This window comes from Salmonella sp. HY31, from assembly GCF_042604575.1.
In the GTDB taxonomy this organism is placed as follows: Bacteria; Pseudomonadota; Gammaproteobacteria; order Enterobacterales; family Enterobacteriaceae; genus Salmonella; species Salmonella diarizonae.
In genome coordinates this window covers 3909105-3935854 of record NZ_CP170479.1, presented here as the reverse complement: position 1 = coordinate 3935854, position 26750 = coordinate 3909105, and the positions used below count along the sequence as shown (strand labels likewise).

The 26750-nt window shown below is 54.8% G+C and carries 29 protein-coding genes and 1 CRISPR repeat array (1 of these 30 only partly in view); of the genes, 21 read left to right on the top strand and 8 right to left on the bottom strand.

Going from position 1 to position 26750, the window contains the following annotated elements; all coding sequences use genetic code 11:
• Positions 1–355: direct repeats of the CRISPR family, unit length 29 nt; unit sequence GTGTTCCCCGCGCCAGCGGGGATAAACCG (it extends 345 nt beyond the left edge of the window).
• 14 nt (positions 356–369) lie between these two features.
• Positions 370–1416, bottom strand: a complete 1047-nt coding sequence (locus ACE15A_RS18790; protein WP_023249301.1) for an aminopeptidase — start codon at positions 1414–1416, stop codon at positions 370–372.
• Positions 1417–1666: 250 nt separating this feature from the next.
• Here ACE15A_RS18790 and cysD point away from each other — a divergent pair, with 250 nt between their 5' ends.
• From cysD to ACE15A_RS18740, 10 genes are all read left to right on the top strand, one after another.
• A complete protein-coding gene (gene cysD, locus ACE15A_RS18785; protein WP_000372384.1) occupies positions 1667–2575 on the top strand; it encodes a sulfate adenylyltransferase subunit CysD in 909 nt (302 codons plus the stop codon).
• 9 nt (positions 2576–2584) lie between these two features.
• The gene (cysN, locus tag ACE15A_RS18780; RefSeq protein ID WP_053509137.1) at positions 2585–4024 is read left to right on the top strand and encodes a sulfate adenylyltransferase subunit CysN; all 1440 of its coding nucleotides are present in this window, start codon (positions 2585–2587) and stop codon (positions 4022–4024) included.
• The gene (gene cysC / locus ACE15A_RS18775) at positions 4011–4616 is read left to right on the top strand and encodes an adenylyl-sulfate kinase (RefSeq protein ID WP_023249303.1); all 606 of its coding nucleotides are present in this window, start codon (positions 4011–4013) and stop codon (positions 4614–4616) included. Before cysN ends, cysC begins: the two co-directional genes overlap by 14 nt.
• Positions 4617–4666: 50 nt before the next feature.
• On the top strand, positions 4667–4990 hold the full coding sequence (locus tag ACE15A_RS18770; protein ID WP_023184140.1) for a DUF3561 family protein: 324 nt from the start codon (positions 4667–4669) through the stop codon (positions 4988–4990).
• 190 nt (positions 4991–5180) lie between these two features.
• Entirely contained in the window at positions 5181–5492 is a 312-nt protein-coding gene (ftsB, locus tag ACE15A_RS18765) for a cell division protein FtsB (RefSeq protein WP_000517481.1), read from the top strand.
• An 18-nt stretch (positions 5493–5510) separates the two neighbouring features.
• Positions 5511–6221: a 2-C-methyl-D-erythritol 4-phosphate cytidylyltransferase gene (gene ispD, locus ACE15A_RS18760; RefSeq protein ID WP_053509135.1), complete on the top strand. Its 711-nt coding sequence runs from the start codon at positions 5511–5513 to the stop codon at positions 6219–6221.
• A complete protein-coding gene (gene ispF, locus ACE15A_RS18755; protein WP_023249305.1) occupies positions 6221–6700 on the top strand; it encodes a 2-C-methyl-D-erythritol 2,4-cyclodiphosphate synthase in 480 nt (159 codons plus the stop codon). Before ispD ends, ispF begins: the two co-directional genes overlap by 1 nt.
• Positions 6697–7746 carry a tRNA pseudouridine(13) synthase TruD gene (truD, locus tag ACE15A_RS18750; RefSeq protein ID WP_023249306.1) on the top strand — a complete coding sequence of 350 codons (1050 nt, stop codon included), beginning with the start codon at positions 6697–6699 and terminating at the stop codon, positions 7744–7746. Before ispF ends, truD begins: the two co-directional genes overlap by 4 nt.
• Positions 7727–8488, top strand: a complete 762-nt coding sequence (gene surE / locus ACE15A_RS18745) for a 5'/3'-nucleotidase SurE (protein ID WP_053509133.1) — start codon at positions 7727–7729, stop codon at positions 8486–8488. The genes truD and surE overlap by 20 nt, the downstream gene beginning before the upstream one ends.
• On the top strand, positions 8482–9108 hold the full coding sequence (locus ACE15A_RS18740; protein ID WP_000253545.1) for a protein-L-isoaspartate(D-aspartate) O-methyltransferase: 627 nt from the start codon (positions 8482–8484) through the stop codon (positions 9106–9108). The genes surE and ACE15A_RS18740 overlap by 7 nt, the downstream gene beginning before the upstream one ends.
• A 110-nt stretch (positions 9109–9218) precedes the next feature.
• Here the strand turns inward: ACE15A_RS18740 and ACE15A_RS18735 are convergent, their stop codons facing one another.
• A complete protein-coding gene (locus tag ACE15A_RS18735; protein ID WP_226995555.1) occupies positions 9219–9443 on the bottom strand; it encodes a peptidase in 225 nt (74 codons plus the stop codon).
• Between ACE15A_RS18735 and nlpD the strand changes: the two genes are divergently transcribed.
• Both nlpD and rpoS read left to right on the top strand, forming a co-directional pair.
• Positions 9334–10404 (top strand): murein hydrolase activator NlpD, encoded by a 1071-nt coding sequence (gene nlpD / locus ACE15A_RS18730; RefSeq protein WP_226998567.1) that lies wholly within the window; start codon positions 9334–9336, stop codon positions 10402–10404. The genes ACE15A_RS18735 and nlpD overlap by 110 nt on opposite strands.
• Positions 10405–10466: 62 nt before the next feature.
• On the top strand, positions 10467–11459 hold the full coding sequence (rpoS, locus tag ACE15A_RS18725) for an RNA polymerase sigma factor RpoS (RefSeq protein ID WP_064055859.1): 993 nt from the start codon (positions 10467–10469) through the stop codon (positions 11457–11459).
• Positions 11460–11505: 46 nt separating this feature from the next.
• Here the strand turns inward: rpoS and ACE15A_RS18720 are convergent, their stop codons facing one another.
• From ACE15A_RS18720 to ACE15A_RS18710, 3 genes are read right to left on the bottom strand one after another with little or no spacing between them, the layout of a single operon-like run.
• Positions 11506–11742: a non-oxidative hydroxyarylic acid decarboxylases subunit D gene (locus ACE15A_RS18720; RefSeq protein WP_053509130.1), complete on the bottom strand. Its 237-nt coding sequence runs from the start codon at positions 11740–11742 to the stop codon at positions 11506–11508.
• A gap of 10 nt (positions 11743–11752) precedes the next feature.
• A complete protein-coding gene (locus ACE15A_RS18715; protein ID WP_064055860.1) occupies positions 11753–13180 on the bottom strand; it encodes a non-oxidative hydroxyarylic acid decarboxylases subunit C in 1428 nt (475 codons plus the stop codon).
• Complete coding sequence (locus ACE15A_RS18710) at positions 13180–13773, bottom strand: non-oxidative hydroxyarylic acid decarboxylases subunit B (RefSeq protein WP_053509126.1); 594 nt, start codon at positions 13771–13773, stop codon at positions 13180–13182. The genes ACE15A_RS18715 and ACE15A_RS18710 overlap by 1 nt, the downstream gene beginning before the upstream one ends.
• Before the next feature lie 169 nt (positions 13774–13942).
• Here ACE15A_RS18710 and ACE15A_RS18705 point away from each other — a divergent pair, with 169 nt between their 5' ends.
• On the top strand, positions 13943–14347 hold the full coding sequence (locus ACE15A_RS18705) for a MarR family winged helix-turn-helix transcriptional regulator (protein ID WP_023249311.1): 405 nt from the start codon (positions 13943–13945) through the stop codon (positions 14345–14347).
• Positions 14348–14365: 18 nt separating this feature from the next.
• On the opposite strand, the gene ygbI is transcribed toward ACE15A_RS18705, so the two are convergent.
• The gene (gene ygbI, locus ACE15A_RS18700; RefSeq protein ID WP_023249312.1) at positions 14366–15130 is read right to left on the bottom strand and encodes a DNA-binding transcriptional repressor YgbI; all 765 of its coding nucleotides are present in this window, start codon (positions 15128–15130) and stop codon (positions 14366–14368) included.
• A gap of 196 nt (positions 15131–15326) precedes the next feature.
• Here ygbI and ltnD point away from each other — a divergent pair, with 196 nt between their 5' ends.
• The 6 genes from ltnD to ACE15A_RS18670 are packed head-to-tail and all read left to right on the top strand — an operon-like array spanning position 15327 to position 21405.
• Positions 15327–16250: an L-threonate dehydrogenase gene (gene ltnD, locus ACE15A_RS18695; RefSeq protein WP_053509124.1), complete on the top strand. Its 924-nt coding sequence runs from the start codon at positions 15327–15329 to the stop codon at positions 16248–16250.
• On the top strand, positions 16244–17506 hold the full coding sequence (gene otnK / locus ACE15A_RS18690) for a 3-oxo-tetronate kinase (protein ID WP_129382494.1): 1263 nt from the start codon (positions 16244–16246) through the stop codon (positions 17504–17506). Before ltnD ends, otnK begins: the two co-directional genes overlap by 7 nt.
• Entirely contained in the window at positions 17503–18141 is a 639-nt protein-coding gene (locus ACE15A_RS18685) for an aldolase (protein WP_053509119.1), read from the top strand. Before otnK ends, ACE15A_RS18685 begins: the two co-directional genes overlap by 4 nt.
• Before the next feature lie 4 nt (positions 18142–18145).
• Positions 18146–18922 carry an HPr family phosphocarrier protein gene (locus ACE15A_RS18680; protein WP_053509117.1) on the top strand — a complete coding sequence of 259 codons (777 nt, stop codon included), beginning with the start codon at positions 18146–18148 and terminating at the stop codon, positions 18920–18922.
• Between the two features lie 39 nt (positions 18923–18961).
• Positions 18962–19912 (top strand): D-erythronate dehydrogenase, encoded by a 951-nt coding sequence (denD, locus tag ACE15A_RS18675; protein WP_053509116.1) that lies wholly within the window; start codon positions 18962–18964, stop codon positions 19910–19912.
• Positions 19909–21405: a GntP family permease gene (locus ACE15A_RS18670; protein ID WP_000202719.1), complete on the top strand. Its 1497-nt coding sequence runs from the start codon at positions 19909–19911 to the stop codon at positions 21403–21405. The genes denD and ACE15A_RS18670 overlap by 4 nt, the downstream gene beginning before the upstream one ends.
• Positions 21406–21446: 41 nt before the next feature.
• Here ACE15A_RS18670 and ACE15A_RS18665 read toward each other — a convergent pair whose 3' ends face one another.
• The gene (locus ACE15A_RS18665) at positions 21447–22379 is read right to left on the bottom strand and encodes a LysR family transcriptional regulator (protein WP_129382493.1); all 933 of its coding nucleotides are present in this window, start codon (positions 22377–22379) and stop codon (positions 21447–21449) included.
• A gap of 87 nt (positions 22380–22466) precedes the next feature.
• On the opposite strand from ACE15A_RS18665, the gene ACE15A_RS18660 reads away from it, so the two are divergent.
• Entirely contained in the window at positions 22467–23675 is a 1209-nt protein-coding gene (locus ACE15A_RS18660) for an MFS transporter (protein WP_053509109.1), read from the top strand.
• Positions 23672–24052, top strand: coding sequence for a DUF4440 domain-containing protein (locus ACE15A_RS18655; RefSeq protein WP_053509106.1), 381 nt, complete (start codon positions 23672–23674; stop codon positions 24050–24052). Before ACE15A_RS18660 ends, ACE15A_RS18655 begins: the two co-directional genes overlap by 4 nt.
• Positions 24053–24107: 55 nt before the next feature.
• On the opposite strand, the gene mutS is transcribed toward ACE15A_RS18655, so the two are convergent.
• Positions 24108–26675: a DNA mismatch repair protein MutS gene (gene mutS / locus ACE15A_RS18650; protein ID WP_053509187.1), complete on the bottom strand. Its 2568-nt coding sequence runs from the start codon at positions 26673–26675 to the stop codon at positions 24108–24110.
• Positions 26676–26750: the final 75 nt, after the last annotated feature.

Genomic DNA, 26750 nt, shown 5'->3' with positions numbered 1-26750 from the left:
GGTATTGTTCTGGGTATTGGTGTGTTCCCCGCGCCAGCGGGGATAAACCGCCAGTGTAATTGTTGTCTGTGACATATAATCCGTGTTCCCCGCGCCAGCGGGGATAAACCGGTGGACGACCTTGAGCATTGATTTAGGTTACGGTGTTCCCCGCGCCAGCGGGGATAAACCGATGATTTTCTCCTCAATTACCCGCTATAATACGTGTTCCCCGCGCTAGCGGGGATAAACCGTTTGCGCTCGCTGACGTCAACAGCTTCTACGCGTGTTCCCCGCGTCAGCGGGGATAAACCGCTGCCGGTCAGGCTGCTGAAGTTACTGTGGTCGTGTTCCCCGCGTCAGCGGGGATAAGCTATTTTTACCAGCAGATCAGGATGTCTTTTCCGTCTTCGCCAGCTCTTTTACTAGCGGCAGCATTATCCGTACTACGTCGCGACTACGGCGCTCAATTCGTCCTGGCAGCGCCTTGTCAATATGCTGTTGATTATCAAGCCGTACGTCGTGCCAGCTATTGCCGTTCGGGAAGGAAGCATTTTTCGCGCGTTGCTGGTATCCGTCTTTTTTACCCAGATTCCAGTTTGTCGCCTCAACGGAAAGCACAGAAATTCCCGCTTTATCGAAAACCTCCGCATCATTACAGCAACCCGTTCCTTTGGGGTAGGACGGATTGAGCCCCGGATTGGTGCTGGCGGCGATACCATAACGGCGCGCAATCGCTAATGCTCGATCGCGGGTCAGTGTACGCACCGCTTCCGGCGTATTTTTCCCGCTATTAAAATAGAGCTTGTCGCCAACAATCAGATTATCGAAATTAATGACCAGCAGCGTATTTTTCTTCTCAGCGTCACTCATTCGTTTGAGTAAATTTTCCGCGCCTGGCTTTCCCTCTTCTTCCCCGCTGGTGGCGATAAAACGAATCCCATAATGGGTCGGTATATCTTTCAGACGCGCCGCCAGTTCCAGCATAACGCCTAATCCCGCGGCATTATCATCCATTCCCTGTAACGTTAAACCGCCCAGATTGGCATCAACATCGGCATCGCTCTGCGGAGCGTAGGTATCCAGATGCGCCATGATGATGATCTGTTGCGGCACGCGCCCTTCATGGGCGGCAATGACCGTACTGCCCGTCACGTTATGCCAGTTTTTGCGATTATCCTTCGTGGTATAAATAAATCGGCTATTAAACGTTCGAATATCGCTTTGGTATCCCATCTGGGTAAATTGTTGGCGTAAATAATCGGCAGATAACATCTCGGCGGGGGAGCCAGTCATTCTCCCGGGAAAAAAGGTGGCGATATGTCGTGCCTGAGTATTCGCTATTTCACCAGGCCCTGGTGATGCTGCTTGTGCAGGAAGGATAAAGCCTACGCCGAGCGCCAGAATGACGGTAAAACGGCGCGTTGCGGAAAACATAATGAGTCCTTAAATACAGAACAAAATTTTACCCGGTTAGTATGAAACTGCGATCGTGTTAACACAATTTCATTTGCTCCTAAATGCCGGGAATCCGGTACGTTAAGCATTTTTTGATATTGGTTTTTGGGCCGCGTTATTCCTTTGAGGAACTACTCATTCCAATTCGTCATTTCATTCACTCTCCTGCGCTCCCTATAGTCGTGTAATCGAAATGTTTAGCAAAAAACGGTATTGCAAAGGAACGGTTATGGATCAAAAACGACTCACCCACCTGCGGCAACTGGAGGCGGAAAGTATCCACATTATCCGTGAAGTGGCAGCGGAATTCGCTAATCCGGTCATGCTGTACTCCATTGGTAAAGACTCCAGCGTCATGCTGCATCTGGCGCGTAAGGCGTTTTATCCGGGTACGTTACCGTTCCCGCTATTGCACGTTGATACCGGTTGGAAATTCCGTGAGATGTACGCCTTTCGCGATCGTACCGCCAACGCATACGGCTGCGAATTGCTGGTACATAAAAATCCGGAAGGCGTGGCGATGGGCATCAATCCGTTCGTTCACGGTAGCGCTAAACACACCGACATTATGAAAACCGAAGGGTTAAAGCAGGCGTTGAATAAGTACGGTTTTGATGCCGCGTTCGGCGGCGCAAGGCGCGATGAGGAAAAATCCCGCGCGAAAGAACGTATTTACTCCTTTCGTGACCGTTTCCATCGCTGGGACCCGAAAAATCAGCGGCCAGAGTTGTGGCGTAACTATAACGGTCAGATTAATAAAGGCGAAAGTATACGCGTCTTCCCGCTCTCCAACTGGACAGAGCAGGATATCTGGCAATACATCTGGCTGGAAAACATCGACATTGTGCCGCTGTATTTGGCTGCTGAACGCCCGGTACTGGAACGTGACGGCATGTTGATGATGGTGGATGACGATCGTATCGATCTCCAGCCTGGCGAAGTCATCAAAAAAAGGATGGTGCGCTTCCGTACACTTGGCTGTTGGCCGCTCACCGGGGCGGTGGAATCCCATGCGCAAACGCTGCCGGAAATTATCGAAGAGATGCTGGTTTCCACCACCAGCGAGCGCCAGGGGAGGATGATTGACCGCGATCAGGCGGGGTCGATGGAGCTTAAAAAACGTCAGGGGTATTTCTAAGGAGCCGCCATGAACACCATACTTGCACAACAAATCGCCAATGAAGGCGGCGTCGAAGCCTGGATGATTGCCCAACAACACAAAAGCCTGCTGCGTTTTTTAACCTGTGGCAGCGTTGATGACGGTAAAAGTACGCTGATAGGTCGTTTGCTGCACGATACCCGCCAAATTTATGAGGATCAGCTCTCTTCCCTGCATAATGACAGTAAACGTCATGGTACGCAGGGAGAAAAACTCGATCTGGCGCTGCTGGTCGATGGGCTGCAGGCTGAGCGTGAACAGGGCATTACTATTGACGTCGCGTACCGCTATTTCTCCACTGAAAAACGAAAATTTATTATCGCCGACACGCCAGGGCATGAACAATATACCCGTAATATGGCGACCGGGGCGTCCACCTGCGATCTGGCGATCTTGCTGATCGACGCGCGTAAAGGCGTGCTGGATCAGACGCGTCGCCATAGCTTTATCTCCACTCTGTTGGGGATCAAACACCTGGTAGTGGCAATCAACAAAATGGATCTCGTTGACTACCGCGAAGAGACCTTCGCCCGTATTCGCGAAGATTATCTGACCTTTGCTGAACAGTTGCCGGGCGATCTGGACATTCGCTTTGTCCCGCTTTCTGCGCTGGAAGGGGATAATGTCGCCGCGCAGAGCGCGAATATGCGCTGGTACAGCGGTCCGACGCTGCTGGAAGTCCTGGAAACGGTAGACATACAGCGTGCGGTAGACCGTCAGCCGATGCGCTTTCCGGTACAATACGTCAATCGCCCGAATCTCGATTTTCGGGGATATGCCGGCACCCTGGCGTCTGGTAGCGTCAAAGTCGGAGAGCGTATTAAAGTGCTGCCGTCCGGCGTGGAATCCAGCGTGGCGCGTATCGTCACTTTTGACGGCGACAAAGAAGTAGCATATGCGGGCGAAGCCATTACCCTGGTACTCAACGACGATATTGATATTAGCCGCGGCGATCTGCTGCTGGCGGCAAACGAGACGCTGGCACCTGCGCGGCACGCCGCGATCGATGTGGTATGGATGGCGGAACAGCCGCTGGCGCCGGGCCAAAGCTACGACGTTAAACTCGCGGGTAAGAAAACCCGTGCGCGTATCGAGACTATCCGCTATCAAATTGATATCAACAATCTGACCCAACGAGACGTCGAGAGCCTGCCGTTAAACGGCATTGGTCTGGTGGAGATGACATTCGATGAGCCGCTCGCGCTGGATATTTATCAGCAAAATCCGGTGACGGGCGGGCTGATTTTTATCGACCGACTTTCTAACGTCACCGTGGGCGCAGGCATGGTGCGGGAGCCGGTCGAACGCGGAGTGACACCACCCGTGGAATACAGCGCGTTTGAGCTGGAGCTGAATGCGCTGGTACGCCGTCATTTCCCGCACTGGGACGCCCGTGATTTGCTGGGAGATAAACATGGCGCTGCATGATGAGAACGTGGTCTGGCACTCTCATCCCGTCACCGTCGCCGCCCGCGAACAGCTCCACGGCCACCGTGGCGTGGTGCTGTGGTTTACCGGACTCTCCGGTTCGGGAAAATCAACGGTAGCCGGCGCGCTGGAAGAGGCGTTACATCACCGTGGCGTCAGTACCTACCTGTTGGATGGCGATAATGTGCGCCACGGTTTGTGTCGTGATTTAGGCTTTAGCGATGCCGATCGCCAGGAGAATATCCGGCGGGTAGGCGAAGTGGCCAGTCTGATGGCGGACGCCGGTCTGATTGTTTTGACGGCATTTATTTCTCCGCACCGCGCCGAGCGGCAACTGGTGCAAGAGCGCGTCGGCCACGATCGTTTTATTGAAATTTATGTCGATACGCCGCTGGCTATCTGTGAACAGCGTGATCCTAAAGGGTTGTATAAAAAAGCGCGCGCGGGCGAGTTACGTAACTTTACCGGCATCGACGCCATTTACGAAGCGCCTGAATCGCCACAGATTCATCTTAATGGTGAACAATTAGTAACAAATTTGGTTTCCCAATTATTAGACCTACTAAGACGGCGCGATATTATCAGATCCTAGGGCACCACCGGGCTTGTATGCCTGGTATGGTCAAGGTTACAGGATTTGATATGCGTAATAGCCATAACATTACTTTCACAAGGTCAGACGCCTTCATTGTCGACGATGACACCACCAGTTCATTACCGGGGGCGGTGGTCGGCTTTGTGTCGTGGCTGCTGGCGTTGGGGATACCTTTTCTGCTTTATGGCCCTAACACGCTGTTTTTCTTTCTCTATACCTGGCCCTTTTTCCTCGCGTTAATGCCAGTATCGGTGATTATCGGCATTGCGTTGCATCTGCTGGTAAAGGGCAAGATACTTTTTAGCATTATGTTTACTCTACTGGCGGTAGGCGCGCTGTTTGGCGTGTTATTTATATGGTTACTAGGGTAGATGGGTTATCAGTGCGCCTCCGGTCATAATTCAAACCGTAACCAACAATGAGATTATGTTCTCCTTACTCGGGTATACGTAACACCCGGCAAATGTGGTACATTTGCCGGCGTTGTCGCGGCAATCCCGTCCTTAATGTGGAGTCACAGAGGTCGTTATGGGATGATGATGCCGTTTTTCAGGGGGCAGGATGGGTAAACTAACGCTGCTGTTGCTGGCTTTACTGGTCTGGCTACAGTATTCGCTGTGGTTCGGTAAGAACGGTATACATGACTATAGCCGCGTCAACGATGATGTGGTCGCGCAGCAGGCGACAAACGCCAAACTTAAAGCGCGTAACGATCAGCTTTTTGCCGAAATTGACGATCTCAATGGCGGACAGGAAGCGATTGAGGAGCGCGCGCGCAACGAACTTAGCATGACCAAACCGGGCGAAACCTTCTATCGCCTGGTGCCTGACGCCTCAAAACGCGCGGCAACGGCGGGGCAGACTAATCGATAAACCATCCAGGGATTTAACATGGCAGCCACTTTATTGGACGTTTGCGCCGTGGTGCCGGCTGCCGGATTTGGCCGCCGAATGCAAACAGAATGTCCTAAGCAGTATCTCTCAATCGGTAATAAAACCATTCTGGAGCACTCAGTTCATGCGCTGCTGGCGCATCCTCGGGTGACCCGCGTCGTTATTGCTATCAGCCCTGGTGATTATCGCTTTGCCCAACTTCCGCTGGCGAATCATCCGCAAATCACAGTCGTGGATGGCGGCAACGAACGCGCTGATTCTGTTCTGGCCGGGTTACAGGCCGTTGCAGAGGCGCAGTGGGTGCTGGTGCATGACGCGGCAAGACCCTGTTTGCATCAGGATGACCTGGCGCGGTTGCTGGCCATCAGCGAAAACAGCCGGGTCGGCGGTATCCTCGCCAGTCCGGTACGCGATACCATGAAACGCGGCGAACCGGGGAAAACCGCTATTGCCCATACCGTAGAGCGCGCCGATTTATGGCACGCGCTCACGCCGCAGTTTTTCCCCCGCGAACTCTTGCACGATTGTCTGACGCGTGCGCTGAATGAAGGTGCGACCATCACCGACGAGGCGTCAGCGCTGGAGTACTGCGGTTTTCATCCGGCGCTGGTTGAAGGTCGCGCGGATAACATCAAGGTTACCCGCCCGGAAGATCTGGCACTGGCGGAATTTTATCTGACCCGAACTATCCACCAGGAGATAATATAATGCGAATTGGACACGGTTTTGACGTACACGCGTTTGGCGGAGAAGGCCCGATTACCATTTGCGGCGTACGTATCCCGTATGAAAAAGGGCTATTGGCGCATTCTGATGGCGATGTGGCGTTACATGCGCTGACCGATGCGCTGCTGGGTGCTGCGGCGCTCGGCGATATCGGCAAGCTCTTCCCGGATACCGATCCGGCATTTAAGGGGGCGGATAGCCGCGAACTGCTGCGTGAAGCCTGGCGCCGTATTCAGGCGAAGGGATACACTCTCGGTAACGTGGATGTCACCATTATTGCGCAGGCGCCGAAAATGCTGCCGCATATTCCGCAAATGCGCGTATTTATCGCCGAAGATCTCGGCTGCCATATGGATGATGTTAACGTGAAGGCGACGACGACAGAAAAACTCGGATTTACCGGGCGCGGCGAAGGGATTGCCTGCGAAGCGGTCGCGCTGCTGATGAAGACAGCGAAATGACAGAGTTTGACAATCTCATCTGGTTGCACGGAAAACCACAAAGTAGCGGATTGCTGAAAGCGAATCCGGAAGATTTTGTGGTGATTGAAGATTTAGGCTTTACGCCGGATGGCGAAGGCGAGCATATTCTGCTGCGTATTTTGAAAAACGGCTGCAATACCCGTTTTGTCGCTGACGCGCTGGCGAAATTCCTGAAAATTCACGTTCGCGAAGTTAGCTTTGCCGGGCAAAAAGATAAACACGCCGTTACCGAGCAGTGGCTGTGCGCGCGCGTACCGGGTAAAGAGATGCCCGATTTTAGCGCGTTTCAACTGGAAGGTTGTAAGGTGCTGGAATACGCGCGTCACAAGCGTAAGCTGCGTTTAGGCGCGCTGAAAGGCAATGCATTTACGCTGGTGTTGCGTGAAATAAGCGATCGACGCGATGTCGAAACACGATTGCAGGCGATTCGCGATAGCGGCGTGCCGAACTATTTTGGCGCGCAGCGATTTGGTATTGGCGGCAGCAACTTGCAGGGCGCGCTGCGCTGGGCGCAAAGTGATGCGCCGGTGCGCGATCGCAATAAACGCAGTTTTTGGTTGTCGGCGGCGCGTAGCGCGTTGTTTAATCAAATTGTTCACCAGCGGCTGAAGAAACCAGACTTTAATCAAGTTGTTGATGGCGATGCGCTACAATTAACGGGTCGTGGAAGCTGGTTCGTCGCGACATCTGAAGAACTGCCTGAATTGCAGCGCCGGGTAGACGAAAAAGAGCTGATGATTACAGCGTCGTTGCCGGGCAGCGGAGAGTGGGGAACACAGCGGGAGGCGCTGGCGTTTGAGCAAGACGCCATTGCCCAGGAAATGGTGTTGCAATCGCTGCTGCTGCGCGAAAAAGTAGAGGCGTCGCGCAGAGCGATGCTGCTTTACCCGCAACAATTAAGCTGGAACTGGTGGGATGACGTTACCGTCGAGTTACGTTTCTGGCTGCCCGCAGGCAGTTTTGCCACCAGCGTAGTAAGGGAATTGATCAACACAATGGGTGATTATGCGCATATTGCTGAGTAACGATGACGGGGTTCACGCGCCCGGTATACAAACGCTGGCGAAAGCGCTGCGTGAGTTTGCTGATGTACAGGTCGTAGCCCCGGATCGTAACCGCAGCGGCGCGTCTAATTCCCTGACGCTGGAATCTTCGCTTCGTACTTTTACCTTTGATAATGGCGATATCGCCGTACAGATGGGAACGCCGACCGATTGCGTCTATCTGGGCGTTAATGCCTTAATGCGTCCGCGTCCGGATATTGTCGTTTCTGGTATTAACGCGGGTCCGAATCTGGGCGATGATTTGATCTATTCCGGTACTGTCGCCGCGGCGATGGAAGGTCGTCATCTCGGCTTTCCGGCATTAGCGGTCTCCCTTAACGGCTATCAGCATTACGATACGGCGGCGGCCGTGACTTGCGCGCTTTTGCGAGGGTTAAGCCGGGAGCCGTTGCGTACCGGGCGTATTCTCAACGTGAATGTCCCGGATCTGCCGTTAGCGCAGATTAAAGGTATCCGCGTGACTCGCTGCGGTAGCCGCCATCCGGCGGATAAAGTAATCCCGCAGGAAGATCCGCGCGGCAATACGCTGTACTGGATTGGGCCGCCGGGCGATAAATGCGACGCCGGGCCGGATACCGATTTCGCGGCGGTGGATGAAGGCTACGTCTCCGTCACGCCGTTGCATGTAGATTTAACCGCGCACAGCGCGCATGATGTGGTTTCAGACTGGTTAGACAGCGTGGGAGTTGGCACGCAATGGTAAGTGGACGTGTACAGGCTCTTCTTGAACAATTGCGCGCGCAGGGCATCAGAGATGAGCAGGTGCTTAATGCACTTGCCGCAGTGCCGCGCGAGAAATTTATTGATGAAGCGTTTGAACATAAGGCCTGGGAAAATATCGCCTTGCCGATAGGCCAGGGTCAGACGATTTCGCAGCCCTATATGGTGGCGCGAATGACGGAACTGCTCGAACTGACGCCGCAATCCAGGGTGCTGGAAATTGGCACCGGTTCCGGCTATCAAACAGCGATTCTGGCGCATCTGGTACATCACGTTTGCTCCGTTGAGCGGATTAAGGGGCTGCAATGGCAGGCGCGCCGCCGCCTGAAGCAGCTCGATTTACATAATGTTTCTACCCGTCATGGCGATGGCTGGCAAGGCTGGCAGGCGCGTGCGCCGTTTGACGCTATCATTGTGACGGCCGCGCCGCCGGAAATTCCTACCGCGCTCATGGCACAGTTGGATGAAGGCGGCATTCTTGTTCTGCCCGTGGGTGATGAGCAGCAGTTTTTGAAACGCGTGCGTCGCCGGGGCGGCGAATTTATTATTGATACCGTGGAGGCCGTTCGCTTCGTCCCGTTAGTCAAGGGAGAGCTGGCCTAGTTTGCCCTGCAAACACCCACTATTACGCCTGATGAAGCCGGCACGAATACCTGGAGTTTTCCTGGTTATTCCCGGTGGGTTAAGCGTATCGTGAACACATTTTCCCGTGTTCACTTAATGCGTTGCACGGTTCTTACGTCACTGGTTGTTAACCAAATTTTTCCTGGGGGATAAATGAGCGCGGGAAGCCCAAAATTCACCGTTAGTCGCATTGCGGCACTGTCACTGGTTTCACTATGGCTGGCCGGTTGTACCAGTTCGTCAAACCCTCCGGCGCCGGTCACATCTGTGGACGGTGGTTCGTCATCAAATACTAATTCCGGGATGTTGATCACACCGCCGCCAAAAATGGGCGCGACGACGCAACAAGCGCCGCAAATTCAACCCGTTCAGCGTCCTGTTACGCAGCCCTTGCAAACTCAACCTGCCGCGGAACAGCCCGTACAGATGGAAAATGGGCGAATTGTATACAATCGCCAGTATGGGAATATTCCGAAAGGTAGCTACGCCGGTGGCAGTACTTACACCGTGAAAAAGGGTGATACGCTTTTTTACATCGCCTGGATTACCGGGAACGATTTCCGCGATCTGGCCCAGCGAAACAGTATTCCTGCCCCGTATAGCCTGAATGTGGGGCAAACTTTGCAAGTTGGCAACGCATCCGGTACGCCAATTACTGGCGGAAATGCGATCACTCAGGCGGATGCAGCACAGCAAGGAGTTGTGACTAGGCCTGCACAAAATTCCACCGTTGCAGTTGCGTCTCAACCAACAATTACGTATTCTGAGGGCTCAGGTGAACAAAGTGCTAACAAAATGTTGCCAAACAACAAGCCTGCTGGGACGGTTGTCACAGCGCCTGTAACGGCACCAACGGTAAGCACGACCGAACCAAATGCAAGCAGTACGTCAACCAGCGCGCCAATTTCCGCATGGCGCTGGCCGACGGATGGCAAAGTGATCGAAAACTTTGGCGCTTCCGAAGGGGGCAATAAAGGGATCGACATTGCAGGCAGTAAGGGACAGGCTATCGTCGCAACCGCAGATGGGCGCGTCGTATATGCCGGTAACGCACTGCGTGGTTACGGTAATCTTATTATCATCAAACATAACGATGATTACCTGAGCGCCTACGCCCATAATGATACGATGCTGGTCCGGGAACAACAGGAAGTTAAGGCGGGGCAAAAAATCGCTACTATGGGTAGCACCGGCACCAGCTCTACACGCTTGCATTTTGAAATTCGTTACAAGGGGAAATCCGTAAACCCGCTGCGTTATTTACCGCAGCGATAAAGCGGCGGAACCAGGCTTTGACTTGCTAGTTCCGTCAAGGGATCACGGGTAGGAGCCACCTTATGAGTCAGAATACGCTGAAAGTTCATGATTTAAATGAAGACGCGGAATTTGATGAGAACGGAGTAGAGGCTTTTGACGAAAAAGCCTTGAGTGAAGAGGAACCCAGTGATAACGACCTGGCTGAAGAAGAGCTGTTATCGCAAGGGGCCACACAACGTGTGTTGGACGCGACTCAGCTATACCTTGGTGAGATTGGGTATTCACCACTGTTAACAGCCGAAGAAGAAGTCTATTTTGCGCGTCGCGCACTGCGTGGAGATGTCGCTTCTCGCCGTCGCATGATTGAGAGTAACCTGCGTCTGGTGGTAAAAATTGCCCGTCGTTATGGCAATCGTGGACTGGCGTTGCTGGACCTGATTGAAGAGGGCAATCTGGGGCTTATCCGTGCAGTCGAGAAGTTTGACCCGGAACGCGGGTTCCGCTTCTCAACATACGCAACCTGGTGGATTCGCCAGACAATCGAACGGGCGATTATGAACCAAACCCGTACGATTCGCTTGCCGATTCACATTGTTAAAGAGCTGAACGTATACCTGCGTACCGCGCGTGAGTTGTCGCATAAACTGGACCACGAACCGAGTGCGGAGGAAATTGCAGAGCAACTGGATAAACCGGTTGATGACGTCAGCCGTATGCTTCGTCTCAATGAGCGCATTACTTCGGTAGACACCCCGCTGGGCGGTGATTCCGAAAAAGCGTTGCTGGACATCTTGGCCGATGAAAAAGAGAACGGTCCGGAAGACACCACGCAAAATGATGATATGAAACAGAGCATCGTCAAATGGTTGTTCGAACTGAACGCCAAACAGCGTGAAGTGCTGGCGCGCCGTTTCGGTCTGCTGGGATATGAAGCTGCGACACTGGAAGATGTAGGCCGTGAAATCGGTCTTACGCGTGAACGTGTTCGTCAGATTCAGGTTGAAGGCCTGCGCCGTCTGCGCGAAATTCTGCAGACGCAGGGGCTGAATATCGAAGCGTTGTTCCGCGAGTAAGTACCTTTCGTCAAAAAAAGGCCAGTCGACAGACTGGCCTTTTTCTTTACCGTTTATCTTCTGCCAGCAGCGGCGGGATATTCGGCACCATTGGCGCGTTATCAATATCTTTTTGCGTCATGCGAAACGCTTGTGGATAGTGTTCGCGGCTGGTACGGCGTAACGGTTCGGTATCGCGCCAGGTATACAGGCAATGCTGACACTGATATACCGTCCAGACTCCTTTTACCGGCGAAGTCGCCATGAGTTCAATATGTGCATCGGCACAGCGTGGACAAATCATTGGTTACTCCTTATTTACGGTTGGCCAGCATGGCGGTCAGCTTTTCAGCCCAGGCGTTAGTTTCCGGTAAATCAACAACCGGCTGGCTATAGTGACCACGGTTATCTGGCGCAACCGGCGTGGTGGCGTCAATGATCAGCTTGTCGGTAATCCCCGCCGGGCTTGAACCCGGGTCCAGTTCCAGGACGGACATATTTGGTAGCTGTACCAGATCGCCTGCCGGGTTCACTTTCGACGACAATGCCCACATCACCTGCGGCAGATTAAACGGATCGACATCTTCATCGACCATAATCACCATCTTCACATATCCTAAACCGTGTGGCGTCGTCATCGCCCGCAGACCCACCGCGCGGGCGAAGCCGCCATAGCGTTTTTTGGTCGAGATGATGGCCAGCAGGCCGTGGGTGTACATGGCGTTTACCGCCTGCACTTCCGGAAATTCGGCCTTTAACTGTTGATACAGCGGCACGCAGGTCGCCGGTCCCATCAGGTAGTCGATTTCCGTCCACGGCATACCTAAATAGAGCGATTCAAAAATGGGTTTGCTGCGGTAAGAGACCTTATCGATACGCACCACGGTCATGTTGCGACCGCCGGAATAGTGGCCGGTAAATTCGCCGAACGGTCCTTCAATTTCGCGTTTACGGCTTTCGATGACCCCTGCGAGAATGACTTCAGATCCCCACGGTACATCAAAACCGGTCAGCGGCGCGGTAGCGATAGGATAGGGGCTTTCACGTAACGCGCCCGCCATTTCATACTCTGACTGATCGTATTTCAGCGGCGTTGCGCCCATCAGGGTAATGATCGGATCGTTACCCAGCGTGATCGCAATCGGCAGATCTTCGCCACGCTCTTCCGCTTTGTGCAGGTGCAATGCGATATCATGCATCGGTACCGGTTGCAGACCCAGCTTACGCTTGCCTTTAACTTCCATACGGTAGATACCGACGTTCTGCTTGCCGAAATTCTCGGGATCGAGCGGATCGCGTGATACCACACAGGCTTTATCCAGATAGAATCCACCGTCGCCGTCGTTCAGACGAAACAGTGGCAGGATATCAAACAGGTTGATTGCGTCGCCGTCGACGGTATTTTCCGCCCATCCCGGATTCGCCCGGCGTTCCGGCGCCACCGGAAAATTGTCCCAGCGGCGGATAAATTCATCGATCTGTTTTTTAACCGGCGTGTTAGGCGGCAAGCCCAGCGAGATGGCATGGTTCTGCCAGGAACCGATAGTATTCATTGCCACGCGGGCGTCGGTAAAACCACGAATATTGTCAAACCACAGCGCGGGCGCGCCATCACCGATTCGTCCCGTTGCGTTGGCTGCGGCGGCTAAATCCGGCTCCGCATTCACTTCCTCGCTGATTTTCAGCAGTTGTCCCTGCTGATCCAGCGCATGTAAAAAACTGCGCAAATCATCAAATGCCATTATCCATTCTCCTGTGAAAAATTTGCTGCCTGTCGCAGTCCTTGCCAGCGGCGCGCGCGCATATGCTCCAGACCAAACTGGTCGAGAACGCGCGCCACGATGTGCTGGATAATATCGTCAACGGTTTGCGGCAGGTTGTAGAATGCGGGCATGGGCGGCACTATCGCCACCCCCATACGAGAAAGCGCAAGCATGTTTTCCAGATGAATCGTGCTGAGCGGCATTTCCCGCGGCACCAACACCAGCTTGCGACCCTCTTTCAACACGACATCGGCAGCGCGTCCCACCAGCCCTTCGGCATAGCCGGCGCGAACCCCAGCCAGTGTTTTCATACTGCAGGGGATAATAATCATGCCGTCGGTACGAAATGAGCCGGAGGAAAGGGGCGCCGCCTGATCGGCCGGGCTATGACAATAATCTGCCAGGGCGGTTACCTCAGCGGGCGTGTAGGGCGTCTCCAGTTCGATAGTGGTTTTCGCCCACTTTGACATCACCAGATGCGTTTCAACATCAGGTAGCGCCCGCAATGCCTGGAGTAGCGCGACGCCAAGCGGCGCGCCGGTCGCGCCGGTCATCCCCACAATCAATCTCATTTCTTACCTCAATTATTGTTCGTATACGAACGTTTTGATCAAAATACGCCCACACGGCCCTCCCGGCAAGAGCCTCCCGACGCCTGCGCACGTTTAGCTAAAGCATTCGTCATTAAAAAACCCGGCATAAGTCGTTATGATAGAAAAAGTTAATTTATCCGGAGTGCTCATGGAGTTACGAAACACCGCGTTTCATCTGTTACGCCAACTTTTTCAGCAACATACCGCACGCTGGCAACATGAATTACCGGAACTGACCAAACCTCAATATGCGGTGATGCGCGTTATTGCTGAGCATCCGGGTATTGAACAGGTCGATCTGACCGAAGCGGCGGTCAGCACTAAAGCGACGCTGGCGGAGATGTTAAGCCGGATGGAAAATCGTGGGCTGGTAAAGCGAGAAAACGATCCGCTGGATAAGCGTCGGCGTTTTGTCTATCTCACCGTTCAGGGCCAAACGTTGCTCGCCGCCGCGATACCACAGGGGGATCGCGTGGACGATGAGTTTTTGGGACGACTGAGCGATGAAGAACGCGAACAGTTTACGCAACTGGTACGCAAAATGATGACGTAAGCGGCTTGCACCGCTTCGCTATTTTTTTGCCATCAGCAGTGAGATATCCACTTTGGCCAGCGCCCGAATAGCGCTTTCCGGCAGGCCGTCATCGGTGACGATTTGGTTGAATTCCGCCAACGGTAACGCCAGCCATGTGGCGACCTGGCCGTATTTGGTCGCGTCGCACACCAGAATTTTTTGTCGGCTGGCGCTGGCGACGGCCCGTTTCACCGCAACTTTATCTTCCGCTGGCGTTGAAATACCGCGCACGCTCCAGGAAGAGGCGGAAATAAAGGCCTGGTCAATCATCAACCCACGCAAAAGCGTCGCCGCGGCTTCGCCGACGCACGACCGGTTTTCCCGACATACTGCCCCGCCAGTGTGAATAATTGTGCAACCGCTATTGTCCATCAGGTAATCGGCGATAACGAAATCATTAGTCACCACCGTAAGTTTATTCATCGTAACAAGCTGTCTGGCAATCGCCAGCGTGGTAGTACCGGCGTCAAGGTAGATACAGCTTTCTGGCTGTACCAGGCTGGCGGCCAGTTTGCCAATCGCCGCTTTCTGCGGCGTCGCCAGTTCGCTTTTGATCTGATGCGAGGGTTCGTGCGCCACGCGAGTCGATGACTGCACTCCGCCAGAGACCTGGATTACCGCGCCTTGCTGCTCCAGTTTTTGTAAATCACGGCGGATGGTCATATGGGATACATGCATGCGCTCGGTCAGTTCAGCGATACTGACGATGCCTTTCTCCGCCACCATATCAAGAATTATTTGTCGACGCTCAGTAGGTATCAACGTCTGCTCCTTTCTTTAGTCCTGTCGCGATTTTACGCGATTTCTCGCCACAGCGTGTGAAGTTCTATGGGGATTGTCTTCACAAAAAATAACATATTTTGTTATTTTTTGTGAATAAACTCACCGCAATTGTTTACAAAAACGCCTATATTCACATAACAAAACATAATATCACGTAAATTAACATGGAGTGATAATGACAACAGGAACTGATTTTCATGTCGGCATTGTGGGGCTTGGCTCAATGGGAATGGGCGCTGCTCGTTCATGCCTGCGTGCCGGGCTTTCCACATGGGGGGCCGATCTTAACCCGCAAGCGTGCGCGAATCTGCTCGCTGAAGGGGCTTGTGGGACTGCCGCCAGCGCCAGGGAGTTCGCCGGAGTCGTGGATGCGTTAGTTATTCTGGTCGTCAATGCCGCCCAGGTCAGACAGGTTCTATTCGGTGAGGATGGCGTTGCCCATCTGATGAAACCCGGCAGCGCGGTAATGGTTTCGTCCACGATTTCAAGCGCCGACGCGCAAGAGATCGCCGCGGCGTTGACGGCATTGAATCTTAACATGCTGGATGCGCCGGTTTCCGGCGGTGCGGTAAAAGCGGCGCAGGGCGAAATGACGGTGATGGCCTCCGGGAGCGAGGCGGCGTTTACCCGCCTGAAGCCTGTGCTGGACGCCGTTGCCAGCAACGTTTATCGCATCAGCGATACGCCGGGCGCAGGCTCAACCGTCAAAATCATTCATCAACTGCTGGCTGGAGTGCATATTGCGGCGGCGGCCGAAGCGATGGCGCTGGCCGCGCGGGCCGGTATTCCTCTGGACGTGATGTATGACGTCGTGACCCATGCCGCCGGAAACTCCTGGATGTTCGAAAACCGTATGCAGAATGTCGTTGACGGCGACTATACCCCACGTTCGGCAGTCGACATTTTTGTCAAAGATTTGGGGTTGGTTGCCGACACGGCGAAAGCGCTGCGCTTCCCCTTACCGCTGGCCTCTACGGCGTTAAATATGTTCACCAGCGCCAGTAACGCCGGTTATGGCAAAGAGGATGACAGCGCTGTGATCAAAATTTTCTCAGGGATTACTCTGCCTGGCGTCACGCCTGAGGAGCCGTCATGTTAAAAATTGGCGTCATTGCCGACGATTTTACCGGCGCGACTGACATCGCCAGTTTTCTGGTCGAAAACGGGATGCCGACAGTGCAGATCAATGATGTCCCAACCGGGACGCAACCGGAAGGGTGCGACGCGGTGGTTATCAGCCTGAAAACCCGCTCATGCCCGGCGCAAGAGGCGATAAAACAATCGCTGGCGGCGCTGGTATGGCTGAAAAAACAGGGCTGCCAGCAAGTCTATTTCAAATATTGCTCGACTTTCGATAGTACCGCCGAAGGCAATATCGGCCCGGTCACCGATGCGCTGATGGTGGCGCTGGATACCTCATTTACCGTGATTTCTCCCGCGCTGCCGGTTAACGGACGCACGGTTTATCAGGGTTATCTGTTTGTCATGAACCAATTGCTGGCGGAGTCCGGTATGCGCCACCACCCTATCAATCCGATGACCGACAGCTACCTGCCGCGTCTGATGGAAGCACAGGCGCAAGGGCGCTGCGGCGTTATTCCGGCCCAGACGCTTGATGAAGGCGTTGCAGCGACCCATGCGGCGCTGTCGCGTTTACAGCAGGAAGGATACCGCTACGCGGTACTTGACGCGCTCAATGAGCGACATCTGGAAATGCAGGGCGAGGTTTTGCGTGATGCCCCTCTGGTAACTGGCGGTTCCGGGCTGGCAATGGGGCTGGCGCGTCAGTGGGCGAAGAGCGGCGCTTCTCAGGCCCGCTCCGCAGGCTATCCGCTGAGCGGCCGCGCGGTGGTGCTTTCCGGTTCCTGTTCGCAGATGACGAACCAGCAGGTGGCCTGTTATCGACAACATGCTCCCACACGCGACGTTGACGTGGCGTGCTGCCTGTCATCCGAGACGCGCGAGGCCTACGCTGAAGCGCTGGCGCAGTGGGTGCTCAGTCAGGACAGCGAACTGGCGCCAATGATTAGCGCCACCGCCTCCACGCAGGCGCTGGCCGCCATCCAGCAGCAATATGGCGCTACCGAAGCCAGCCATGCGGTAGAGGCGCTCTTTTCCCTGCTGGCTGCTCGCTTAGCGGAAGGCGGTATCACCCGGTTTATTGTGGCGGGCGGCGAAACCTCGGGCGTGGTGACGCAAAGCCTCGGTATTACCGGTTTTCACATCGGACCGTGCATTTCACCCGGCGTGCCGTGGGTCAACGCGCTCCATGCGCCAGTCTCGCTGGCGCTAAAGTCAGGTAATTTTGGCGATGAATCCTTTTTCATCCGCGCTCAAAGGGAGTTTCAGGTATGACGACACTGGCAAAAGAAGAGCACGCTTTGCGAGACGAGATGGTCAGGATAGCCGCCTCGTTTTTCCAGCGCGGCTATGCTACCGGCTCGGCAGGCAACCTCTCGCTGTTACTGCCGGACGGCAATATTCTGGCGACGCCCACCGGTTCGTGTCTGGGTAATCTCGACCCGCAGCGGCTATCCAAAGTGGACCCGCAGGGCGAATGGCTCAGCGGCGATAAACCGTCTAAAGAGGTGCGTTTTCATCTGGCGTTGTATCGCAATAACCCTTGCTGCAAGGCCGTGGTACATCTGCACAGCACCTGGTCAACGGCGCTTTCCTGTCTCGAAGGGCTGGACCCGCAAAATGTGATTCGCCCGTTTACCCCCTATGTGGTGATGCGGATGGGCGACATTCCGCTGGTTCCCTACTATCGCCCGGGGGATGACCGAATTGCCCGCGATTTGGCTGCGCTGGCGGCCCGGCATCAGGCCTTTTTACTGGCTAATCATGGGCCGGTCGTGTGCGGGGAGAATTTGCAGGAAGCCGCTAATAATACCGAGGAGCTGGAAGAGACGGCAAAGCTGATTTTTATCCTTGGCGAACGCCCGATTCGTTATTTAACCACCGAAGAAATTGCGCAGTTAAGGAGATAACCCGATGCCGCGTTTTGCCGCCAATTTGTCGATGATGTTTACCGAAGCGCCGTTTATCGAGCGTTTTGCCGCCGCTGCCGCAGCCGGTTTTCAGGCCGTTGAGTTTCTGTTCCCCTACGACTTTGCCGCCAGCGAGATTAAAGCCCAGCTATTGCGTCATGATCTGACGCTGGCGCTGTTTAATACTTCGGCGGGCGATATCGCAGCGGGCGAGTGGGGGCGTGCCGCGCTGCCGGGGCGCGAACACGACGCGCGAGCCGATATCGATCTGGCGCTGGAATACGCTCTTGCGCTGGAATGCGAGCAGGTTCATATCATGGCGGGCGTAGTGCCGGATGGCGCTGATGGCGCACGTTATCGCACCACGTTTATCGATAATTTGCGTTATGCCGCCGACCGGTTTGCCGCCCACGATAAACGTATTTTGATCGAAGCGCTGAGTCCCGGCGTTAAACCCGGCTACCTCTTTTCCAGCCAATATCAGGCGCTGGGCATCGCAGAAGAGGTTGACCGCCCGAATGTGTTCATCCAGCTCGACACTTTCCACGCGCAAAAAGTGGATGGCAATTTGAGTCACCTGATTCGCGAGTACGCGGGCCGCTATGCCCATGTGCAAATCGCCTCGCTACCGGACAGACATGAACCGGATGATGGCGAGATCAACTACCCGTGGCTGTTCCGGTTGTTCGATGACGTGGGTTATCGCGGCTGGATAGGCTGCGAATACCAACCACGGAATACCACTCAGGACGGGCTTGGCTGGTTTAACGCCTGGCGCTAATCCTGAACTACCCTACACAACAATAAAGAGGACATCCGGATGCAGATTATCATTACCGGCGGGGGCGGCTTTTTAGGCCAGAAACTCGCAAGCGCCTTATTAAATTCATCGCTGGCGTTTAACGAACTGCTTCTTGTTGATTTAAAAATGCCTGCACGGTTATCAGACTCCCCTCGTTTACGCTGCCTGGAAGCTGACTTAACCCAGCCGGGCGTGCTGGAGAATGTGATTACCGCTAATACCTCTGTTGTTTATCATCTCGCTGCGATTGTCAGCAGTCATGCGGAAGACGATTTCGATCTGGGATGGAAAGTTAATCTGGATCTTACCCGCCAGTTACTTGAGGCGTGTCGTCGGCAACCGCAGAAAATTCGTTTTGTCTTCTCCAGCTCGCTTGCCGTTTATGGCGGTACGCTGCCGGAATGCGTCACCGATACCACCGCGCTCACGCCGCGCTCGTCTTATGGCGCGCAGAAGGCCGCCTGTGAACTGTTGGTCAACGATTATACCCGCAAAGGCTATGTGGATGGGCTGGCGCTGCGTTTGCCGACGATCTGTGTTCGCCCGGGTAAACCAAACCGCGCCGCTTCTTCTTTTGTCAGCGCGATTATTCGTGAACCGTTGCAGGGCGAGACGACCATCTGCCCGGTATCGGAAAGTTTGCGTTTGTGGATTTCCAGCCCGGCGGCGGTGATCCATAACCTGTCGCTGGCCGCAACGTTACCCTCGCCTGGTGAGGCGAGCAGTATCAACTTACCCGGGATCAGCGTAACCGTGGGCGAGATGCTGGAAACGTTGCGTCAGACGGGCGGTCAGGCGGCGCGCGATCGGGTTACGCATCAGCGCGACGAAGGCGTCGAGAAAATCGTCGCCTCCTGGCCGGGACGTATCGATAACCAGCGTGCGCTGGCGTTAGGTTTTGTCGCCGACAAGCGTTTCGATGACATTATCGAACGCTTTCGACAAGATGATATGGAGACGAGGTCATGACAAGTTTACCGACACCGATTATCGGCCTGATCGTTGCCGTTTTCGTTCTGGTATGGCTGGTGTTACGCACCCGCGTTCATGCGCTGATCGCGATGCTGGCGGCGGCCTGTATTGCCGGTTTGTTGGGGGGAATGGGCATTGATAAAACGCTCTCTGTCATCACCAGTGGATTCGGCACGACGCTGGGCAGCATTGGCCTGGTGATTGGTCTCGGCGTAATGATGGGACGCTTGCTGGAGGTCTCCGGCGCGGCGGAGCGTATCGCCTGGAGCTTTATCAAATGGCTGGGGAAACGTCGTGAAGAGTGGGCGCTGGCGATCACGGGTTATATTGTCAGTATCCCGATTTTCGTCGATTCCGCTTTTGTGATTCTTTATCCGGTAGCGAAAGCGCTGGCGAAAAGCGGTAAACGTTCGCTGCTGACGCTGGGCGTCGCGCTGGCGGGCGGGCTGGTGGTCACTCACCATACGGTGCCCCCGACGCCCGGCCCGCTGGGGGTAGCCGGGATTTTTAACGTCGACATCGGCGCAATGTTATTGACCGGGATGGCGCTGGCGGTGCCCTGTGTGATCGGCATTGTGTTCTATGCGCAGTGGCTGGATAAACGCTACCCTGATTTCGTGCCGCGCACGCTGAACGCCGATGAAGTAAATGCCGCGCTGGAGCAGTACAACAAAGAGAAAGAGCAAAAGGATCTGCCGAGCCTGACGCTCTCACTGCTGCCTATTGTGGTACCGATCGTTCTGATCTTCCTGAAGGCTATCTGTTCCACCCTCGCCACCATAGAAGGATGGTCCGGTCTGGCGACGCATCCGGTGGTACAGGCAATCAACTTTGTGGGAAGTCCAGTGATCGCGTTGGCAATCAGCGTTCTGCTGGCGGTGTATACGCTGGTGCCGCGCATGGATAAACATACCACCGCAGAGCGTCTGGAAGAGGGTTTGCAAAGCGCCGGGATTATCTTACTGGTCACGGGTGCTGGCGGCGCGTTAGGCGCGATCCTGCGCGACAGCGGCGCGGGTCAACAGCTGGCGGAGCAGGTTGCCAACCTGCCGATCTCGCCGATCCTGATCCCATTTATCGTGGCGACGCTGGTACGCCTGATTCAGGGATCGGGGACGGTGGCGATGATCACTGCCGCCTCGATTTCCGCGCCGATCCTGGCGCAGATCCCCGGCATCAATATGTTGCTTGCCGCTCAGGCCGCAACGATGGGGTCGCTGTTCTTCGGCTACTTTAACGACAGCCTGTTCTGGGTGGTTAACCGCATGATGGGCGTCTCTGATGTCAAACAGCAGATGGTGGTTTGGTCTGTACCGACGACCATTGCCTGGGCGATTGGCGGCACCGGCGTGGCGCTGATTAACCTGCTGTTCGGTTCCGGCGGCAGTTGGCTCGATCCGTTATTGCCGATTGTCGTTCTGGCGGCAATTATGCTGTGGGTGCGCTGGCAGGCGCAGGGGATCAAAGACAAGCTGGTGGTTAAGGATTAAGACGATATTATCCGTCCGGGAGCGCAATGCTCCCGGACTGGCTACGATGATGGGGCGTGCTCCCCGCAATCCCATTGCGAACGTAAAAAATCAATAAATGCGCGTACTTTTGTCGATACATGGCGGGCGTCCGGATAAACGGCATAAATGCCCTGGCGGGGAAAATGATAGTCGGGTAACACGTGAATTAACGTTCCATCCTCCAGTGCGGTTTTGACTAACCATCGCGGCAATAATGCGACGCCGCTTCCCGCGAGAGCGAAGGCTATCAGCGAGCGGGCGCTGTTGACAGAAATTCTGCCGGCTTTACTTATCTCTAGGCGCGAGTGTTGGCCATGATTATTCGTTATTGTCCATCGTAGCGGCGTAGGTAATCGCTCATGAATAATCCATTCTGCCTGGGCCAATGATTCCAGCGACGAAACAGGGTAGTGGGCGAGCCACTGCGGCGCGGCGACCGGCAGAATGGTAAAGCGGGATATCAGCGCGGCGCGATAGCGGGAGTCCGCCAGCGAGCCAAGCCGAATCGCCACATCAAAGCGCTCAGCAATTAAATCGGCATGATGTGATGAGGACATATGCCGAATACGGAGATCGGGATGGCGTTGACTAAACTGCGCCAATACCGGAATGACCACCTGTTCGCCAAACTCGGGTGTGGTGGTAATACGTAACTCGCCGCCCAGCCCACTATGGCTGGCGCGCACTTCATCCTGCAAATTTTTCGCTGCGTTGAGTAAATTCACGCCTTTTTGGTAAAAGAGGACGCCGGCGTCTGTGAGCGTCAGTTGTCGGGTGGAACGTAGCAGTAACGTTACGCCAAGCTCTTTTTCAAGCTGCCGAATATTAAAGCTCACTACCGCTTTTGTTTGGCCCGATGCGGCGGCGGCGGCCGTGAAGCTGCCGCTATCTACCACGGCGACAAACAGCGACATACGCTGCAAATTGAGCATGGCGAGTTCCTTTACTGTCAAAATTATTTTGACAGTATATCGTTGAAGCGCGGACTTATCTGGTTTTCTCCGGACGGCTACATTAGTGCCTCTGGCGGAGGATGCATAATGACGTATCGCAGTAAAGTGGCGGTGGTTTACCTGCTTGGCTTCTTTCTTGATCTGATTAATCTGTTTATCGCCAGCGTGGCTTTTCCCGCGATGTCCGTGGATCTGCATACGTCCATATCGGCGCTGGCATGGGTGAGTAACGGTTATATTGCAGGATTAACGCTGATCGTTCCGTTTAGCGCGTTTCTTTCGCGTTATCTCGGCGCACGACGGCTGATCATGTTTTCGCTCATTCTGTTTAGCGTTGCCGCCGCTGCCGCAGGTTTTGCCGATTCCTTACACAGCCTTGTTTTCTGGCGTATTGTGCAGGGGGCGGGCGGTGGCTTATTGATCCCGGTTGGTCAGGCGTTAACCTGGCAACAGTTTAAACCGCATGAACGCGCTGGCGTGTCATCGGTTGTCATGATGGTGGCGCTACTGGCGCCGGCATGTTCGCCTGCGATTGGCGGGCTGCTGGTGGAAACGTGCGGCTGGCGCTGGATATTCTTTGCTACGCTGCCGGTGGCCGTTCTCACTTTATTGCTCGCTTATCGTTGGCTGAACGTCGCTTCGACGACAATGGCGTCAGCAAGATTGCTCCATCTGCCGTTGTTGACGGACAGGCTGCTGCGTTTTGCCATGATCGTCTATCTGTGTGTGCCGGGTATGTTCATTGGTATCAGCGTGGTCGGGATGTTTTATCTACAGAACGTCGCGCAGCTATCGCCTGCGGTGGCGGGGTCGCTGATGCTCCCCTGGTCGATCGCTTCATTTGTCGCCATTATGCTTACCGGACGTTACTTCAATCAGCTTGGGCCGCGTCCGCTGATTATCGTCGGCTGTCTTCTTCAGGCCGCAGGGATATTGTTTTTAACTAACGTTACGCTTGCGACATCTCACCGTGTACTGATGATGATATTCGCGTTAATGGGCGCTGGCGGCAGTTTGTGCAGCAGTACCGCGCAGAGTGGCGCTTTCCTGACTATTGCTCGCCGGGACATGCCTGACGCCAGCGCGCTATGGAATCTTAATCGTCAGCTCAGCTTTTTCATTGGCGCGACGTTGTTGACGCTGCTGTTAAACGCACTCCAGCGCGTTATGTCGCTTGAGGTTGCTTATCGCTGGACCTTTATTGCCGCAGCCGGTATCACCCTGCTGCCCCTTATTTACGCTGTCTGTCTAAACAATAGAAAAGCGCTTCTGTGCCTGAAAAAGGAAAGACCATGAATCCATATAAAGAAGAAATTATTCACGCCCATGAGGCGATTGAGAACTGGCTTAGCAAGGGTATGGGCAGCCTGGAGGCGTTGATACCGCGTTTCGCTGCTGATTTTACGCTGATAACGCCAGGCGGTGTTTGTCTGGATTATCCGGCGCTTGGCGCTTTTTTCCAGGCGCAGCGCGCGTGTCGCCCGGGGCTGGTTATCGTGGTTGAGCACATTGACCTTGTGGCGGAGTGGCCGGAAGGTGCCGCGCTTCATTATCGTGAGCGGCAGCAACTGCCGGGCCAGGCAGAGACGGTACGCTGGTCGACGGTCATTTTAAAAAGGGAAAGAGGACGGATAATCTGGCGCCATTTACACGAAACGACAGTCACAGCCTGAAAAGCCTGTTCCGGCGCGCGGACCCGATAGCGCGGCGCTATCGGGCCTGACACGTTTACACCAGACTTTTCAGCCGATAGATCCACTCCAGCGCCTGGCGTGGCGTCAGGGAGTCCGGATCGAGATTCTCCAGCGCTTCAACGGCGGGCGATGTCTCTTCCGGAGCGGCAAGCAACGACATTTGCGTGCCGTCCACCTGCGTTGCCGCCGCAGTGGGCGAGATGCTCTCCAGCTCGCGGAGTTTTTGCCGCGCGCGTTTGATTACCTCTTTAGGGACGCCGGCAAGCGCCGCGACCGCCAGACCATAGCTCTTACTTGCCGCGCCGTCCTGCACGCTGTGCATAAACGCGATAGTATCGCCGTGTTCCAGCGCATCCAGGTGGACGTTCGCTACGCCTTCCATTTTCTCCGGTAATTGGGTCAGCTCGAAGTAGTGGGTAGCGAACAGCGTTAACGCTTTAATCTTATTCGCGAGGTTCTCCGCGCAGGCCCAGGCCAGCGACAGCCCGTCATACGTGGAGGTACCGCGTCCGATTTCATCCATCAATACCAGACTGTTTTCCGTCGCATTATGCAGAATGTTCGCGGTTTCGGTCATCTCCACCATAAAGGTCGAACGCCCGGAGGCCAGGTCGTCTGCTGCGCCGACACGGGTAAAAATACGGTCGATTGGGCCGATTTCCACGTTTTGCGCTGGCACGTAACTGCCAATATAAGCCAGCAGGGCGATCAATGCCGTTTGTCGCATATAGGTACTTTTACCGCCCATATTCGGCCCGGTGATAATCAACATCCGGCGCTGCGGCGACAGATTGAGTGGGTTAGCGATAAACGGCTCATTCAGTACCTGCTCTACCACCGGGTGGCGACCTTCGGCGATACGAATACCAGGTTTGTCGGTAAACGTCGGACAGGTGTAATTCAGCGTCCAGGCACGTTCGGCCAGGTTAACCAGTACATCCAGTTCCGCCAGCGCGTTGGCGCTCTGCTGTAAATCCGCCAGATGCGGCAACAGCAGATCAAACAATTCGTCGTATAGCTGTTTTTCCAGCGCCAGCGCTTTGCCTTTCGAGGTCAGAACCTTATCTTCGTACTCTTTTAGCTCAGGAATAATGTAGCGTTCGGCATTTTTCAGCGTCTGGCGACGCACGTAATTGATGGGCGCCAGATGGCTTTGACCACGGCTAATCTGAATGTAATAACCATGCACAGCGTTATAGCCGACTTTCAACGTATCCAGCCCGGTACGCTCACGCTCGCGAATTTCCAGACGATCGAGATAATCGGTGGCGCCGTCCGCCAGCGCGCGCCATTCGTCCAGCTCTTCGTGATAGCCGGGCGCAATAACGCCGCCGTCGCGGACCAGTACTGGCGGCGCGTCAATAATGGCGCGTTCCAGAAGATCGCGCAGCTCGGCAAAATCGCCCATTTTTTTACGCAATGCCTGCACCGGCGCGCTGTCAACGGTTTCAAGCTGAGCGTGCAATTCCGGCAGTTGCTGGAAGGCATGACGCATTCGGGCGAGATCGCGCGGACGCGCGGTGCGCAGTGCCAAACGCGCAAGGATACGCTCCAGATCGCCGACCTGACGCAGCACCGGTTGCAGTTCGCTGACGGTGTCCTGCAAGGCGCCGATGGTCTGTTGGCGTTCACGCAATATGTCGGTATTTCGTACCGGCATATGCAGCCAGCGTTTAAGCATTCGGCTACCCATTGGCGTCACGGTACAGTCAAGCACCGCGGCGAGGGTATTTTCGACACCGCCGGCCAGGTTCTGGGTAATTTCCAGATTGCGGCGGGTCGCGGCATCCATAATGATGCTGTCCTGCTGGCGTTCCATCGTAATGGAGCGAATATGCGGCAGGGAGGTGCGCTGGGTATCTTTTACGTACTGTAACAGGCAGCCTGCCGCACATAATCCACGCGAGGCATTTTCGACGCCGAAACCGACCAGATCCCGCGTACCGAATTGCAGATTTAACTGCTGGCGGGCGGTATCAATCTCAAACTCCCACAACGGGCGACGGCGCAGACCCCGGCGTCCCTCTATTAACGCCATTTCAGCAAAATCTTCGGCATACAATAGTTCGGCGGGATTGGTGCGCTGCAGCTCTGCGGCCATCGTTTCACGGTCGGCGGGTTCGCTCAGACGAAAGCGCCCGGAGCTGATATCCAGCGTGGCGTAACCGTAGCCTTTACCATCCTGCCAGATAGCCGCCAGCAGGTTATCCTGACGCTCCTGTAGCAGGGCTTCATCACTGATGGTGCCAGGCGTAACGATACGCACGACCTTACGTTCAACGGGACCTTTGCTGGTGGCCGGGTCGCCAATCTGTTCGCAAATAGCGACGGATTCGCCCTGATTGACCAGTTTTGCGAGGTAGTTTTCTACGGCGTGGTGCGGGATACCCGCCATAGGGATAGGTTCGCCAGCCGATGCGCCGCGTTTGGTCAGCGAAATATCAAGCAACTGCGACGCACGCTTTGCGTCGTCATAAAACAGTTCGTAAAAGTCGCCCATACGATAAAACAGCAGAATCTCCGGGTGCTGGGCTTTCAGTTTGAGATACTGCTGCATCATTGGCGTATGGTCTGAGAGATCCTTGTCGATAGACTCTTGCATATTGATTTTACTCATTTTTTAAGTCTTGCGGTTACCCATGTGGCCCCATGTAAAACCGCTTTAAACCCATATAAA